The 14,791-nt window shown below is 45.8% G+C and carries 14 protein-coding genes; 7 read left to right on the plus strand and 7 right to left on the minus strand.

From position 1 onward, the window contains the following. Nucleotides 1-6 precede the first annotated feature (6 nt). Nucleotides 7-1,182: a formate-dependent phosphoribosylglycinamide formyltransferase gene (gene purT, locus ACHUFZ_RS00210; protein ID WP_394125354.1), complete on the minus strand. Its 1,176-nt coding sequence runs from the start codon at nucleotides 1,180-1,182 to the stop codon at nucleotides 7-9. Between the two features lie 295 nt (nucleotides 1,183-1,477). On the opposite strand from purT, the gene ACHUFZ_RS00215 reads away from it, so the two are divergent. Next, nucleotides 1,478-2,683: an HD-GYP domain-containing protein gene (locus ACHUFZ_RS00215; protein WP_394125355.1), complete on the plus strand. Its 1,206-nt coding sequence runs from the start codon at nucleotides 1,478-1,480 to the stop codon at nucleotides 2,681-2,683. Between the two features lie 49 nt (nucleotides 2,684-2,732). On the opposite strand, the gene cdd is transcribed toward ACHUFZ_RS00215, so the two are convergent. The 6 genes from cdd to ACHUFZ_RS00245 form a co-directional block, all read right to left on the minus strand. Continuing rightward, complete coding sequence (gene cdd, locus ACHUFZ_RS00220; RefSeq protein WP_394125356.1) at nucleotides 2,733-3,620, minus strand: cytidine deaminase; 888 nt, start codon at nucleotides 3,618-3,620, stop codon at nucleotides 2,733-2,735. Nucleotides 3,621-3,863: 243 nt separating this feature from the next. Next, nucleotides 3,864-4,541, minus strand: coding sequence for a CidB/LrgB family autolysis modulator (locus ACHUFZ_RS00225; protein WP_394125357.1), 678 nt, complete (start codon nucleotides 4,539-4,541; stop codon nucleotides 3,864-3,866). Beyond that, complete coding sequence (locus ACHUFZ_RS00230) at nucleotides 4,541-4,906, minus strand: CidA/LrgA family protein (protein WP_394125358.1); 366 nt, start codon at nucleotides 4,904-4,906, stop codon at nucleotides 4,541-4,543. The genes ACHUFZ_RS00225 and ACHUFZ_RS00230 overlap by 1 nt, the downstream gene beginning before the upstream one ends. A gap of 141 nt (nucleotides 4,907-5,047) precedes the next feature. Then, nucleotides 5,048-6,472, minus strand: a complete 1,425-nt coding sequence (gene sbcB, locus ACHUFZ_RS00235; RefSeq protein WP_394125359.1) for an exodeoxyribonuclease I — start codon at nucleotides 6,470-6,472, stop codon at nucleotides 5,048-5,050. A gap of 144 nt (nucleotides 6,473-6,616) precedes the next feature. Continuing rightward, on the minus strand, nucleotides 6,617-7,990 hold the full coding sequence (locus ACHUFZ_RS00240) for an L-cystine transporter (RefSeq protein WP_394125360.1): 1,374 nt from the start codon (nucleotides 7,988-7,990) through the stop codon (nucleotides 6,617-6,619). 189 nt (nucleotides 7,991-8,179) lie between these two features. Further along, nucleotides 8,180-8,860 (minus strand): Rossmann-fold NAD(P)-binding domain-containing protein, encoded by a 681-nt coding sequence (locus ACHUFZ_RS00245; RefSeq protein ID WP_394125361.1) that lies wholly within the window; start codon nucleotides 8,858-8,860, stop codon nucleotides 8,180-8,182. 535 nt (nucleotides 8,861-9,395) lie between these two features. On the opposite strand from ACHUFZ_RS00245, the gene ACHUFZ_RS00250 reads away from it, so the two are divergent. The 6 genes from ACHUFZ_RS00250 to ACHUFZ_RS00275 are packed head-to-tail and all read left to right on the plus strand — an operon-like array spanning nucleotide 9,396 to nucleotide 14,785. Continuing rightward, nucleotides 9,396-10,007, plus strand: coding sequence for a flavin reductase family protein (locus tag ACHUFZ_RS00250; RefSeq protein ID WP_394125362.1), 612 nt, complete (start codon nucleotides 9,396-9,398; stop codon nucleotides 10,005-10,007). A 7-nt stretch (nucleotides 10,008-10,014) separates the two neighbouring features. Beyond that, nucleotides 10,015-11,046, plus strand: coding sequence for a nicotinate-nucleotide--dimethylbenzimidazole phosphoribosyltransferase (cobT, locus tag ACHUFZ_RS00255; RefSeq protein ID WP_394125363.1), 1,032 nt, complete (start codon nucleotides 10,015-10,017; stop codon nucleotides 11,044-11,046). Then, nucleotides 11,046-11,822 (plus strand): adenosylcobinamide-GDP ribazoletransferase, encoded by a 777-nt coding sequence (locus ACHUFZ_RS00260; RefSeq protein WP_394125364.1) that lies wholly within the window; start codon nucleotides 11,046-11,048, stop codon nucleotides 11,820-11,822. Before cobT ends, ACHUFZ_RS00260 begins: the two co-directional genes overlap by 1 nt. Further along, nucleotides 11,819-12,355 (plus strand): bifunctional adenosylcobinamide kinase/adenosylcobinamide-phosphate guanylyltransferase, encoded by a 537-nt coding sequence (gene cobU, locus ACHUFZ_RS00265; RefSeq protein ID WP_394125365.1) that lies wholly within the window; start codon nucleotides 11,819-11,821, stop codon nucleotides 12,353-12,355. The genes ACHUFZ_RS00260 and cobU overlap by 4 nt, the downstream gene beginning before the upstream one ends. A 4-nt stretch (nucleotides 12,356-12,359) precedes the next feature. Further along, nucleotides 12,360-12,980 carry a histidine phosphatase family protein gene (locus ACHUFZ_RS00270; RefSeq protein WP_394125366.1) on the plus strand — a complete coding sequence of 207 codons (621 nt, stop codon included), beginning with the start codon at nucleotides 12,360-12,362 and terminating at the stop codon, nucleotides 12,978-12,980. A gap of 14 nt (nucleotides 12,981-12,994) precedes the next feature. Continuing rightward, nucleotides 12,995-14,785, plus strand: coding sequence for a M3 family oligoendopeptidase (locus ACHUFZ_RS00275; RefSeq protein WP_394125367.1), 1,791 nt, complete (start codon nucleotides 12,995-12,997; stop codon nucleotides 14,783-14,785). Nucleotides 14,786-14,791: the final 6 nt, after the last annotated feature.

Genomic DNA, 14,791 nt, shown 5'->3' on the forward strand with positions numbered 1-14,791 from the left:
AATGATTTAGTAGATCACTTTTACTTTGGCTGCGCTTGCTACTGCGTCTTCAATAGCTTGTTCGATCGTGTCTCGACGTGTGATAGCAACGCCAAGACGACGGCGGCCATCGATATCTGGCTTACCAAATAGACGAACTTGCGTTTGTGGTTGCGCGAGTGCGTCGGTCAAACCATCGAACTGGATGTTGGTTGACGTACCTTGACCTAAAATTACCGCAGATGCCGCTGGACCGTATTGAGTGATGCCTGCAATTGGCATACCTGTAAACGCGCGAACATGAAGGGCAAACTCAGAGCTGTCTTGAGACATCAGTGTCATAAGGCCAGTATCGTGTGGACGAGGAGATACCTCATTAAAGATGACCGTATCGCCTTTAATAAACAGCTCTACACCAAAAATACCGTAACCACTTAGTGCGTTAACCACTTTACCAGCCGCATCTTGAGCGGCTTCTAACGCTTTGTCAGACATCGCTTGCGGCTGCCATGATTCACGGTAATCCCCATCTTCTTGGCGGTGGCCAATTGGCGCGCAGAAGTGTACACCGTCAACCGCACGCACTGTTAATAGAGTGATTTCATAATCAAAGTCGATAAAGCCTTCAACAATCACGCGACCCGCACCAGTACGACCGCCTTCTTGGGCGTAGTTCCACGCTTTCTCAACATCTTGAGGCGTTTTGATAACACTTTGGCCTTTGCCTGAAGAGCTCATTACAGGTTTACACACACAAGGAATACCGACTGCTTCAACGGCAGCAGCAAACTCTTCGTAGTTATCAGCAAAGCGATATGGTGATGTGGTCAACTCTAGATCTTCTGCAGCAAGACGACGAATGCCTTCGCGATTCATTGTTAGCTTAGTGGCATTTGCGGTAGGAACGACATTTAGCCCTTTAGCTTCAAGCTCGACGAGCGTATCGGTTGCAATAGCCTCGATCTCGGGTACGACGTAATCGGGTTGCTCTATAGCGATGATCTCTTCTAGCGCTTTACCATCTAGCATATCAAGTGTGTAACTGCGATGAGCAACTTGCATGGCTGGGGCATTTTCATAGCGGTCACAGGCAATAACTTCAAGGCCAAGACGTTGGCACTCGATGGCGACTTCTTTGCCAAGTTCACCAGAGCCTAAGAGCAGAACACGTGTCGAATTTTTAGCTGTCGCAGTACCAAACATAAATAACCTTAACGTTTAAGAGGAGTAATAACTGTGACGCATAATACTCAAGCTTAGAGAAAAAGCAAACGTTTGCGCGCGTTGTTTGACAATTTTAGCTATAAGATGTCATCACTTAGTTTAAATGAATGAAAACATGGCTATTTAATCAACAATGCTGACTTAGTTCTCAAGTTTTAATTAATGTATTGAGGGATTTGTATCTAAATTAGGTCAAATTAAGTAAAACCTAACGATTAGACATATAATTTCTATGAATCGTATTTTCTTTAACATTTAACTGGCTTCAGTATTCATGCAGTATGACCCGAAAAATTCAGTGAAAATCCCTATCAATACGTTGACGACAGGTATGTTTGTCACTGCGATTGAAGATAGCAAGCGAGTTAACTTAGCCAATGCTGGGCGCGTATCAACGCAGCAAGCAATTAAACAGTTGATTGACAATGGTATTAAGTTTGCGTGGGTTGACCCAGAATTGTCGGTAAAAGGCAGCGTGTTCAAGCCGGCCATTGATCCAAAGCCTGAACAAGAGGTGGCAGAGGACGTTAGACCGGTCAAAAAGAAAAAGCTCAGCCGTTTTTCTCAGCAGCAAAAAGCACAAAAAATCATTCGTGATGCAAAAGGTTTAGCGCAAAAAATCTTATCTCAGACCTTTGAAGGCAAACCGATCGAGCTGGATGAGCTGGATGTCATGGCTGATGATTTGATTGAGTCTGTGTTGCTACATTCCGATGCGTTGCATTGCGTATCTGCGTTACGCACCAAAGATGAGTATTTACTGGAGCATTCCGTCAATGTTGCCACGTTGTTGGTGACCTTTGGTAAGTACCTTGAACTGCCTAGAGATATGCTCAAGCAGATGGCGATTGGCGGCATTGTTCATGATGTCGGCAAGATTAAAGTGGATGACAAAGTTCTTCACAAACCAGCTAGATTGACGCCAGAAGAGTTCGAACACATGAAATTGCACCAAGTCTTTGCTAGTGAAATTATTGTGACTATTGATGGCTTGAGCGATGTCAGCCGAGATGTGTGTTTAATGCACCACGAAAAGCTTGATGGCACTGGGTATCCAAATGGATTAACGGCTGACCAACTTCCCCTGCATGGCCGTATGAGCTGTATTGTTGATATCTATGACGCATTGACCGCGGACCGCTGTTACAAGCAAGGGATGAGCCCCGCCGAGGCATTTAAGATTCTGCTCAGCTTGACGCCTAACCATCTTGATAAAGATTTGGTTTACAAGTTCATTAACTGCATTGGCGTGTATCCTGTAGGGGCGATCGTTGAACTTACTGATGGGCGCATCGGCATTGTGTGGACATCGAATACAAGCGAACCTCTAAAACCTGAGGTAAAGTGTTTTTACTCACGCAAATATAACCGCTTTATTGATGTTGCGTTTGTTAACTTGAAAACGTCACAAGTGAAAATTGAAAAGGCTATCGCGCAAAGTCAGTTAGAGGTGGATGCGACCCGGTTCTTTGAAGCCTAATGTAAAACCAAACACCATTAAAAAAGGCGCTGTTTAGCGCCTTTTCTGATTACAGTTCTAGGTAAGTCATTGGAATGTCTGGGTTGAGCGCTTCAAGCGTCGACTGAGTCGTAGCTAAGTGACTAATTGTCCCTTCAGACACTTCAACTAACGCTGCAGATTCAATGTCTTCAAATTTCTGACGATCCAACAGTAGCTGAATTAAAGCCACTTGAAGTGGTGGCAGGCTAGGGTTGAACGCCGCATTTTCAGCGTAAGCACCTTGATACACTCTGCCATTAGCCATTTTCAACGCGATGCCGCTTAGGTTATGCGTATATGGTGCATGACTGCGGTTTAGAGCGGCAATCGCCAGTTGTAACACTTCATCATCTTCTTGGCTCTGCTTGCCATGATCAATGTGAGTCATTAAGGCTGACGTGATACCAAGATCTGCAGGGCCAAATGATTCTGGTAGGTATTCTTGCAATGATTTGCTGTCACGCTCAGGCAGTTGAATCTGCAATTTATCGGCCGTTGAAAGCTCGTTCATAAATTGGCGGCAATGGCCGCATGGGCTGAAGTTGATGGTGATATCGGCAACGCCTTGTTCACCCTTCATCCACGCGTGGCTGATCGCTGACTGCTCTGCGTGCACGGTTTGACCCAGTTGCACACCATCAAATTCAACATTAGCACCGAAATAAAGTTTTCCTGAGAGGCCACGAACGATCGCACCAACGTAAAAGTTAGACAGTGGAGCATAGGAGTAAGCTGCTGCGAATGGAAGTAGAGCAACACGAAGCTCTGCATCTTCAAGGCCAGAAATGGCTAATAGCTGTTCAAATTGCTCGGAAGAAAGCGTCGCGTCAAAATCGTCAGCAAGAAGGATAGGAGATAGGAAATCTGCTACGGTTTTTGGCGCTTCAGCTAACGCCTGTTCAATGCGGCTTCTCATAGTGAATCCTTTAAATAACTAAGTTGATATCATTGAGTTTAGAGCGTGAAGGCAGGCTATAAACCACGATATTGGTATTACATTTTAGGTAAAACGAAGAATACTTCAGAGATATAGATCACACATATAAATGTAACGATATATAGAATTACATAATTAGAGTGAGCTCACACATGATAACGATTGCATTGAATCAATTCGTGATATGTATCGAGCTGTAATAAGCAACTCGATACATTTTCGTTAGGCTGATAGCCAAACGGCCAGTGTAAAGAATGATGGCGCTAGGATAGATGTGATGACGCCACAGACAACCAAAGCAAGTGAGCTAAACGCGGCATCTTGTGGATCTTTCTCGGCACAAGTCGCGGTACCTAGTGCATGAGAAACGGTGCCCATGGTTAATCCTTTGGCGATCGGGTGAGTAATGTTGAGCAGATTATAGATTGGGTAAGCCATAATCGCGCCAAATAGACCGACAATCAGTACCAAGATGGCTGCAATTGCCGGTTCGCCGCCTAGGTGGCTAGATACTTCCATGGCAATCGGCGTGGTTACCGACTTACCTAGTAGGCTAGCAATCAAGGAAATATCCGCTTTCAGATAGACGGCAATCATTGATGCTGTAAACATCGACATCACACTGCCTACACCACAAGCCAGCATGATGATTCGCCAGTTAGCACGAATTTGTGGTAGCTGTTCATAAAGAGGAAACGCCAAGGCGACGACAGCCGGTTGAAGTAGATAGTTAATCCATTGGTTGTCCGCGTAGTAAGTCTCAAACGGCACTTTTAAATAAGTCAAAATCGGGATAATGACGGCGATGCTGACTAACAGCGGATTCATAAATGGGCTATTAAACTTCTGGCAAAGCCAACGAGCCGCAAAGAAGACCAAAATAGTAACCAGTAACCACATTATTTTTGTCCTCCCTTAAGCATGCGATCAAGCATTAAACCGAGTAGCACTAAAACAATGAAGGTACCGCCAACGGCGCTGGCTAAAATTGGTAGGGCGTTAGCAATCAACATATCAAAATGCTGCATCAGTCCGACGCTGATAGGGACAAACAGCAACACCATGTAGCGGATGAATAAGGTTGCACCCGGTTTGACCCAATCGGAAGGGACAAGGCCGCTTGCCATGAGACCAAACAGGATCAACATACCAATGATGCTGCCAGGGATCGAAATATCGAGAAGATGTTGAATGTTAATGCCGGCCAACAGGCAGAGAAATATCAAGCCGATGGAGACGACATATTGAAGCAAGGTTTTCGTCATAATCTAGTGATGTCCAACTGTGAGCTTTCAGTCGGATGAAAGCTCTAATGATTTCAGAGCCTAATCCCGAGTTTTTATTATTTGGGGTGATTAGGCATTCTTGTAGGGGCAGGACTTGGTCAGTATTGTTCTAATTTGTTTCTAGGATACTCGCTTTTGTACGTATTGGTAGATGGATTTTAAAATAGCGATCTTCTTTTGATCACTCTCATGTTCGTGAACTAAGTTTTCCAAATTAAGCATGTAGTCTTCAATACGACTTTCGAAGTAGTCACGACAGTGATTTGCCCAGCGTTGTTGCTCCGACTCACCTAGTGTCCAAGGAAAGTTCCTTGCGCGATAGCGGAAAAGTAATGGTTCGATTCGTTTATCGTTAAACGTAATATCCAGCGCCGAGAGGTTATTCGGATCGGTCTCGCGAATAATATCCATCGCAGTTTTATCTGCAGGAGAGAAGAAACCATCGTAAAGCATGGTGTCGACATCGAAACTCTTCTCATACTCTCGTTCAATTGTGTAGAGTCCAATCAGCTTCTCACGTACTTCAGGGTGCTGACGCAGTAGAGCGAGGTTCTTTAAGCATTGCTCGCGATCAATGCCAATCTTTTCTGCGTTTACAGCCGTTAAGGTTTTAGCCGGAGCAAGAATAGGGCACTTGTTAAGGTGTACGAGTTTAACCGGTACTGGCAGTTCGTCAGGCCCTAACTCAGAGTGTTTGGTGTATAGGCGTTCGTTTAGTTGTTCGACATCTAGGTCAAGCAGCGCCTGTGGGTCTTTTGCTAGATCGACACAAATCACCGCATTTTGGTTGGTTGGGTGCCAAGCTACCGGCACAACCCAACTGGTGTAGTTACACTCTTTTCCTAGCATACCTGACACGTGCATCAGCGGGGTCATGTTGACGATGTCGACCAGCTCATTGAGCTTACGTTTATGACGCATACTTAAGAAGTAATCGAACAGTTTAGGTTGCGCGGCTTTAACTTTTTTCGCCATTTCAATCGTAGCAATAACGTCGGCCATCGCGTCATGGGCATTTTCGTGCTCAATGCCATTTTCTTTTGATAAATGCTCTAGTTTAAAGCTGATAAAACCTTCGTCATTTACAGGCCACTCAACCCCTTCAGGGCGCAGTGCATAACAAGCGCGCATCACATCTAGCAGATCCCAGCGCGAGTTACCGTTTTGCCAGCTCCACGCATACGGGTCGATGAAGTTGCGGTAACATGTGTAGCGAGTGACCTCATCATCGAAGCGAATGCTGTTGTAACCTAGATTAATGGTATTTGGTGTCGCCAATTGTTCATGGATTTTGGCGATAAACTCAGGCTCTGATAAACCCTGCTTTTCAGCGGTTTGCGGCGTAATACCAGTGATCAGAGCAGCTTCAGGGTGAGGAAGGTAATCCGCCGGAGGTTGACAGTAGATAACAAGAGGCTCACCAATAATATTGAAGTCCATATCAGTGCGCACACCTGCAAATTGACACGGACGGTCTTTAGCAGGGCTAGTTCCCCACGTTTCATAGTCGAAGAAGAAAAACGTAGGTTGATGCTCTTGTTGCATTATCTATTACCAAGTGTTTGAAATTCACCTGAGTATTAGACCATTGCGCCAACCTCATAGCAAACGAGATAAGGCCAAATCAGTTCAAATGATAAAAAAATGGCCGACAAATGATGTCGGCCATTGAATCAGAACTAAATGCGCTTACGCTTGCTGCGTTTCCAACTGTTCGTCGGAAGCTTTTTGTTTCATTAAGCGGCTAGTGATCGTGCCTGCTGTCATTGCGCCTGATACGTTAAGCGCCGTACGAGCCATATCGATCAATGGTTCGATAGAGATAAGCAGCGCTGCGATGGTAACGGGCAGGCCCATTGCTGGCAGTACGATAAGCGCAGCAAATGTTGCGCCGCCGCCGACGCCAGCAATACCAAATGAGCTCACCACGATGATCGCAACAAGAGACAGAATGAAGTTGATTTCCATCGGGTTGATACCTACCGTTGGTGCCACCATTACTGCAAGCATTGCAGGGTAGATACCCGCGCAGCCGTTTTGACCTATGGTTGCGCCAAATGAAGCCGATAGGTTAGCAATCGCTGGTGGTACATTCAGTTTATTGATCTGCGCTTCAACGTTTAGCGGAATGGTTGCCGCGGAACTGCGAGAGGTAAACGCGAACGTTAGCACTGGCCAGATTTTCTGGAAGTACTCTTTAGGACTTACGCCGACAAAAGAGACCAAAATACCGTGCACAACGAACATCAACAGAATCGCCACGTAAGAGGCAACGATAAAGCCAAGCAAGTTAAGAATGTCTGATGCGCTTGACGTTGCAACCACTTTCGCCATCAGCGCAGCAATGCCATACGGCGTTAGTGCCATGATCATCTTAACTAAACGCATTACGATAGATTGCGATGCTACGACAAACGTGCGGATTGGTGATTCAAGCTCTTCTTTCTCAGCCATTACCTTACGAGCAGCAATACCTGTTAGAACGCCAAAGATAACCACTGCGATAATCGATGTTGAGCGCGCACCGGTTAGATCAGCGAATGGGTTGGTTGGGATAAAGCTGACCAGCATTTGAGAAATCGTAAGATCGCTAACGCGAGCTGCACGGCTCTCTAGTGCTGCAATACGAGCGGTTTCGCGTGCGCCTTCGGTTAGACCTTCTGCGCTTAGACCAAATGCTTGCGTGACTAAGATACCAATAATCGCTGAGATAGCTGTCGTCGCGAGTAGTACAGAAATCGTCAGGCCCGAAACCTTACCCAGAGCGCTGCCTTTTTCCAGTTTAACTACCGCTGCGATCATCGACACAAGCACAAGTGGCATGATGATCATCTTCAGTAAGCCAACGTAGCCGCGGCCAACAATATTTACCCACTCAAGAGTTTGAGCGATAACTGGGTTGCCTTCGCCGAAGATAAGCTGAAGTGCAAGGCCAAACGTACTACCAAAAACTAAGCCCAATAGCACTAAGCGAGAAAGTGTGTTCTCTTTTTTCTGCTGTCCATAGAGAAAGAAGAGAATGCCGACAAATACCACTAAAGCAGCGATAGCCATGACTGACATAATTGATTGTCCTTATGATTTTCTTGTTAGGTATAAGTGAAATTTATACCTTATGGAATGTGGTTTGGTAAGAGGTTAATGGATTTGATATACCCAAATAAAGTGACATTTGGGTATTAAATATAACGTTGAGTTATTAAAGGGGGAGGTTGAAGAGAATTTAGGCAAATGTTTATAAATATTAATCGATTAGCGATATTTCTTGAGCAGTTTTTTCATATCGACTGAATCAATAAATTCGATTTTTTTATTTGAGTGACTGAATAACTGGTATTGCATCGCTTGGGCAACGTCAGCGGCGTCGATTGGAATCAGCTTGGCGAGCGGACCAATCATCAAAGGCTGCATGATTTTAAGCATGGTTTGGGTAACGACTTCGTCTTTACGCGGGTTCTCTCTAAGCCCTTTAAGTGGACCAGGTCTGGCGAATACCACTCGCTCAAACTGCATTCTTTCGATGGCTAATTCCATACGCCCTTTACAGCGCAAGTAGTGAGAAAACGATCGCGAAGACGCACCGACACTCGAAACAACGGCTAGATGAGTCACGCCAAGAAGCTTCATCTCTTGAGCGACTTGGCAGACTAGCTCATGATCAATCTTCTCTAATGCTTGCTTAGAGCCTGCTTCTTTTCGTGTGGTCCCTAGACAAATAAACCCGTATTTCGGTTGGGGTTCGTCAGACTGCCAGTCAAGTATTCGCAGTTCAGGATGCTTGATAGTCGTTAGCTTAGAATGGAAAAACGGTAACTCTTTACGTGACAGCGCGTAGATGCGTTCAATTGGGTCTGCGTCCAACATCTGCTTAAGAAGCTCATTACCAACCAGTCCTGTACTACCGGCGGTGATCACAATTAGGTTATCTGTCATAGGTTACGTGTAGTGCGTTTTCAGTCCTGCGGAAAACTCCGCGCTTAATCGGTAAGGATCCAACAAACGCTGCGGAATTACTGTGATCGAAAACAAACTGCACAACACTAACTGGGCAGTGAGTAAAGAATAACAGCCGATTTTGAATGGTATAGAGCGGTAGGAACACGGAAGACCTCGCCAGATCAGCGAGGCCTTTTTACAACTATGTTAGAGACATAGGGACTTTCTTTTGATTTCGTTGTGGAGATTTGTTCGTTTTTTGCTTATTCGATCGTTGGTTGGCAAACATAAAGCCTCCTTCACGTTACAGATGAGATAAGCGATATCACGGCTAAAGGAATGCAGAGTTCATGCCGTTATAATTCCTCATCTTATTAATAAGATAGACTACAACCGTCAAAACTTTCATTTTTCCACTCAGAATAGGAGTCAAATTAGTAGAAAACAGTGGAGGCATGCGGTGATAAGGGGTGTTAACTCTCTGATTTCAAGTTACACTCGGAGCGAAGGATTTCAGCGAAAAGGATAAGAGATGAACATCAATCTCAGCACACTAGCACCTACCCAAATCTACCACCTTATGACTCAAACCGTGATACCGAGACCTATCGCATGGGTATTAACTGAGTCTGGGGAAAGTAATTATAACCTCGCGCCGTTTTCTTACTTCACGCCTATTTCTAGCAACCCACCACTATTAATGTTTTCTGTGGGTAAAAAGCCAAGTGGTGAGGTGAAAGATACCACTCGTAACGTTCTTGAAACGGGGCGAATGGTTGTCCATATCGCCCATGAAGCCTTGGCCAATGAAGTGACTCAAACTGCCGCAACACTAGACCATGGTGAGTCAGAGGTGGATGCGTCTGAGTTAGAGCTTGTCGACTTTGAAGGTTTTGAGTTGCCTCGTGTTAAAGGCTGCCCGATCGCGTTTGGCTGTAAGCTATTTGAAGTTAAAGAGATTGGTGAAACTCCGCAAAGTCTTATCTTCGCTGAAATTGAACAAATCTATATTTCGCCTGAAGTGATTGGTGAGCGAAGTGACCGATTGGTCGTGGATGCATTAAAAGTGAATCCGTTATCACGTCTTGGTGGTAGCCAATATGCCACTATCAATAACGTATTTTCAGTCGCAAGGCCTAAGTAAATTACCTATGTTAGATCAACGCTTTTCTGATGCTATTTGGCATCGTATTAATCAAAAAACCAAACCTGTAGGCGCATTAGGTCAACTAGAAGCCATTGCACACCAACTTGCGATGATTCAAAGTGTCAATGCAGGTGACCTTGTCACAAATGTTGAGTTAAATAAGGCTACTGCTGTTGTCTTCGCGGGTGATCATGGTATTGCCGATGAAGGTGTCAGCATCGCGCCAAGCGCCGTCACCCAGCAAATGGTACTGAATTTCTTAGCGGGCGGAGCGGCGATCAACTGTTTCTGCCGCGTTAATGATGTCGCACTTAAGGTCGTTGATACAGGGATCTTGCTTCCTGTCGATCATGACTCTGCTGACTTTATTGTTCAACGACTCGGCAGCAGAACCGAAAATTTTGCCAACCAAGCCGCGATGACAGTTGAGCAAGTAGAACAAGGCATCGAACTTGGCCAGTCGTTGATCACTAAGCTGATTGAAGATGGCAGTAATATCGTCATGTTTGGCGAAATGGGTATCGGTAATACCAGCAGCGCCGCTGCAATCTTAAGTGCCTTGTCTAAGCGTGATGCCAAAGATTGCGTTGGCCGCGGCACAGGTATCAGTGATGAGCAGTGGCAACGAAAAGTTGAACTGGTGGCGCAAGGTGTTTCACGCTGTCGAAATCAAGACGTATGGTCGGTATTGGCTGAAGTCGGTGGTTTCGAAATTGTGCAAATGGTCGGTGGCTTCCTTGCCGCAGCCAAGCACAACACGCCTGTATTGGTCGATGGTTTTATTGTCACAGCGGCGGCGTATGCGGCGGCTCTGATTAACCCACAGTGCCGAGATATCATGATCTTTGCTCATCAATCTCATGAAGCGGGGCATCAGTATCTACTTAAAGAGCTCGATGCGAAGCCGATTTTAGATCTGTCGCTGCGCTTAGGTGAGGGGACGGGCGCGGTATTGGCAATGCCACTGCTTCGTGCGGCGGCAGAGTTCTACAACAACATGGCCAGCTTTGAAGAAGCGGGAGTGGTTGTCGAGTAATGATGACTCTCAAGTACCAGTATCAACTGTTTATGCTAGCGCTTGGTTTTTTCTCTCGCATTCCGGTTCCCGCTTCAATTCCGTACAGCGAAGAGCGGATGAATCAAGCGGGGCGTTACTTTGCGCTGGTGGGGTTACTGTTAGGTAGCTTGTGCGCTCTCGTATACGGTTTGGCATCGTCTGTTCTTCCTGCTTCAGTCGCCATTATTATCATGATGGTGTTTAGCCTCATGTTGACTGGCGCGTTTCATGAAGATGGTTTGACGGACATGGCGGATGGTATCGGTGGCGGTATGACCCTAGAGCGTCGCCTCACCATTATGAAAGATAGTCGCATTGGTACTTACGGAGCGAGCGCGTTGGTGATGGCGCTACTTAGTAAGTATGTACTGCTGTCTGAACTGGTTAAGTTTGAGCAAATTGCGACGTTTATTATTGTCGCGTATACCTTATCGCGCGCTGTCGCAGCATCGCTAATCTATGATATGCCTTATGTCAGTGATGCGGATGCGAGTAAAAGCAAACCTCTTGCTCAGCAGCAGTCTAAACTGGAACTTACCGTACTGCTGGCAACAGGCGTATTGCCTTGTTTGATTCTGAGCTTGCCTGTCGCCGTTACCTTAGTGGCGGTGATTATCGTGTTTCGTTTTCTGTTTAAGCGTTGGCTTCTAGCGCGAATCGGTGGTTTTACCGGAGATTGCTTAGGTGCGGCGCAACAACTCAGTGAACTGTTGATCTATCTAACCTTGATTGCATGGGTGGTGAATGGCGCATGAGTATACATCTCATTTTAGGCGGAGCTCGCTCTGGAAAATCACGCTTTGCTGAAGCTTGTGTGAGCGAGCTAGCCAACCAATCAACTAAGCATTACGTGGCGACAGCCATCCCATTTGACGAAGAGATGCGAGCGCGTATCGCTCATCATCAGCAATCAAGAGGCGATAGCTGGACAGAGCATGAGTGTCCGATTCACCTTGCGCCGTTATTAAGTCGCTTTGATAGTAACGATGTCGTTCTGGTTGATTGCTTAACGCTGTGGCTCAATAACGTCATCTATAATGATGGTGCTACGTTAGGTGAGGCTGAGATTCAACAGCGAGTGACGGAATTGGTTGAAGCTATTAATAACACTTTTGCACAAGTGATTCTGGTTTCTAATGAGGTTGGCTTAGGCGTTGTGCCTATGGGCGAAGTCTCTAGGCTCTTTGTCGACAATGCCGGCTGGATGAATCAAGCGATTGCGAAAGTGGCTGAGCAAGTGACGTTTGTCGCCGCTGGTCTGCCTATGACTCTAAAAGAGAGTGACTGAAGCAATGAGTGAAGTGAAGACGTTCAATATCTATCTATTGCGCCATGGTAAAACGCAAGGTGCGCCGGCCCTGTATGGTCATACCGATGTTGAAGTCTCTTTGGCTACGCAGCACTTGATTTGCAACGCATTGAGTAAAGAGGGCTTAGGCTTTACCGCGATTGAAAGCTCGCCATTAAAACGATGCCAAGTATTGGCTAAGCAGCTAATCGATGATTGTCCAGAGCTTGCTCTCAAAGTGAGCGACAATTGGAAAGAAACCCACTTTGGCGATTTAGATGGTGTGCCGTTTGAAAAGGCATCATCTGAGTGGGCTAAGTTTGACGCTTTTTGGCGTGATCCCGCGAACAATGTACTACCCAATGCGGAACCGTTAGAACAGTTCTACAATCGAATCTCGAAGGCTTGGGAAAGTTTTATCCAAACGCTTGACCAAGATACATTGATCATATGTCATGGTGGCACGATTCGAATGATTTTAGCGAAGGTATTGCAGTTCGATTATGCTAATCCATCGCTCTACTCAACCCTACAAATCGGTCACCAAACACTGACCCACATACAACTCACTCAAGCTGATAAAAACTACCTACGAGTTTGTATGATTGGTAAACCATTAATTTAAGGTAAGGAAACAAGATGACAGCACCGAGTTGGAATTTATCCATTGCTTATCAAAACCTTGAAGACCCAAAGATAGAACAAGACATTGAGCTCATTAAGCAGTGCATAGAAGTATTGGTGCTTCATGTCGATAACTGCAGCGCCGTCAGTGTTATGCAAAATGCCATTCAAACCAGTGAAGCGGCAGGGAAGCTGTTGGCGACGGTAAACACTTTTGCTCAATGTAACGCTTCGATTGATGCAACCAATACTCAGGCCAAAGCACTCATTGGCCGTATTGCTAAACTAAACTCTGAACTTGCTCAGGCGTTTACGCCTTATGAAAAAGCCCTAACGGTCGCGCCAGAGAGCTTTATTACGGACGTGCTTAACCATGAAAGTGGTGATGTAAATGGCCAAGCCTTCCAAATTGAATGCACGCGAAAGATTGCTGATACCAAATTATCGGTAGCAGAAGAGCAGCTACTGACTGCAATGCAAGTGGATGGTCGAGATGCCTGGGGTCGCTTATACGACAACATCACAGGTTCGCTGCAAGTCACCTTGCAAGATGGCCAAGGAACAAAAGTAGCTTTCTCTCAAGCGGCGAGTACCCTCTATGGGACGGATTTTGAAGCGCAAGAGCCCGCTTGGCGTGGTATCCAAGAGTCGATGAAAGACAATCAAGAGTCGTTCGCTGCGATTCTTAATGCACTTGCAGGTTGGCGCTTAACGGAATATCAAAAGCGCTCAAAAGTTGCTGATGTGAGCTTTTTAGATCCAAGCCTTCATGACAGTCGAATTCAAGCTTCTACATTAAATGCGATGATGGAGACTGCCAAAGCGAATAGGGCGGTTGGGCAGAAAGCAGGGCAATTAATGGCGCGCGTTCATGGTTTACCACAAATGCGTCCTTGGAATCATTTAGCCGGAATGCCAAGTTTGACCGACGCAGAGCCAAAAGTGTACTCATTCGATGAAGCGATTGAGATCATCTACGCCGCCTTTGAGCAAGTGGAACCAGAAATGGCGAGCTTTGTTACCCGTATGGTTGAAAACGGTTGGATTGATGCTGAGCCAACAGAAAATCGCCGCTTAGGTGCCTACTGTACTAAGTTTGCTGCCACGAGAACGCCATTAGTCTTTATGACATGGGGTGGTAGTCGCTCAGACTTGCTAACGCTGGCTCATGAGATAGGTCATGCGTTCCACAACTGGGTGATGCGTGACATGCCACTTTGTCAGACTCGCTATCCGATGACTTTGGCCGAAACGGCGTCGATTTTCGCGGAAAATATCGTGCGTGACTATCTGCTAGAGCAAGTGTCTAGCCGAGAAGAAAAGCTAGAAATGCTTTGGGAAGAGCTTTCAAGCTGCTATGCATTGATGATTAATATCCCGGTACGTTTCGAATTTGAAAAACGATTCTATGAGCAGCGCAGTAACGGCGAACTATCAGGCCCTGAACTTTGTAACTTGATGAGCGAAACTTGGAGTGAGTGGTACGGGGATTCTATGTCCGAACCGGATCCATACTTCTGGGCAAGTAAACTGCACTTCTCGATTTCTGAGGTGAGCTTTTACAACTACCCGTACCTGTTTGGTTATCTGTTTAGTATTGGCGTTTACGCTCAACGTGAAAGCAAAGGTGAGTCTTTCTATACCGATTATGTGAACCTGTTACGCGATACGGGCTCGATGATGGCAGAAGAGGTTGTTGCAAAACATTTGGGTATGGATTTATCGAATGCGGATTTTTGGCAGCAAAGTATTGATCGAGTAAAAGCCAAGATTGATGAGTTTGAGTTGTTGCTAGATCAAAAATAACAGGTT

This window comes from Vibrio hepatarius, from assembly GCF_043642085.1.
In the GTDB taxonomy this organism is placed as follows: domain Bacteria; phylum Pseudomonadota; class Gammaproteobacteria; order Enterobacterales; family Vibrionaceae; genus Vibrio; species Vibrio hepatarius_C.

Bases quoted from the DNA above. Each gene is read 5' to 3' on its own strand.
- purT (WP_394125354.1), bottom strand. From the start codon at position 1,182: ATGTTTGGTACTGCGACAGCTAAAAATTCGACACGTGTTCTGCTCTTA.
- ACHUFZ_RS00245 (WP_394125361.1), bottom strand. From the start codon at position 8,860: ATGACAGATAACCTAATTGTGATCACCGCCGGTAGTACAGGACTGGTT.
- cdd (WP_394125356.1), bottom strand. From the start codon at position 3,620: ATGAGAAGCCGCATTGAACAGGCGTTAGCTGAAGCGCCAAAAACCGTA.
- ACHUFZ_RS00225 (WP_394125357.1), bottom strand. From the start codon at position 4,541: ATGTGGTTACTGGTTACTATTTTGGTCTTCTTTGCGGCTCGTTGGCTT.
- cobU (WP_394125365.1), top strand. From the start codon at position 11,819: ATGAGTATACATCTCATTTTAGGCGGAGCTCGCTCTGGAAAATCACGC.
- ACHUFZ_RS00260 (WP_394125364.1), top strand. From the start codon at position 11,046: ATGATGACTCTCAAGTACCAGTATCAACTGTTTATGCTAGCGCTTGGT.
- ACHUFZ_RS00230 (WP_394125358.1), bottom strand. From the start codon at position 4,906: ATGACGAAAACCTTGCTTCAATATGTCGTCTCCATCGGCTTGATATTT.
- ACHUFZ_RS00215 (WP_394125355.1), top strand. From the start codon at position 1,478: ATGCAGTATGACCCGAAAAATTCAGTGAAAATCCCTATCAATACGTTG.
- ACHUFZ_RS00270 (WP_394125366.1), top strand. From the start codon at position 12,360: ATGAGTGAAGTGAAGACGTTCAATATCTATCTATTGCGCCATGGTAAA.
- cobT (WP_394125363.1), top strand. From the start codon at position 10,015: ATGTTAGATCAACGCTTTTCTGATGCTATTTGGCATCGTATTAATCAA.
- sbcB (WP_394125359.1), bottom strand. From the start codon at position 6,472: ATGCAACAAGAGCATCAACCTACGTTTTTCTTCTTCGACTATGAAACG.
- ACHUFZ_RS00250 (WP_394125362.1), top strand. From the start codon at position 9,396: ATGAACATCAATCTCAGCACACTAGCACCTACCCAAATCTACCACCTT.
- ACHUFZ_RS00275 (WP_394125367.1), top strand. From the start codon at position 12,995: ATGACAGCACCGAGTTGGAATTTATCCATTGCTTATCAAAACCTTGAA.
- ACHUFZ_RS00240 (WP_394125360.1), bottom strand. From the start codon at position 7,990: ATGTCAGTCATGGCTATCGCTGCTTTAGTGGTATTTGTCGGCATTCTC.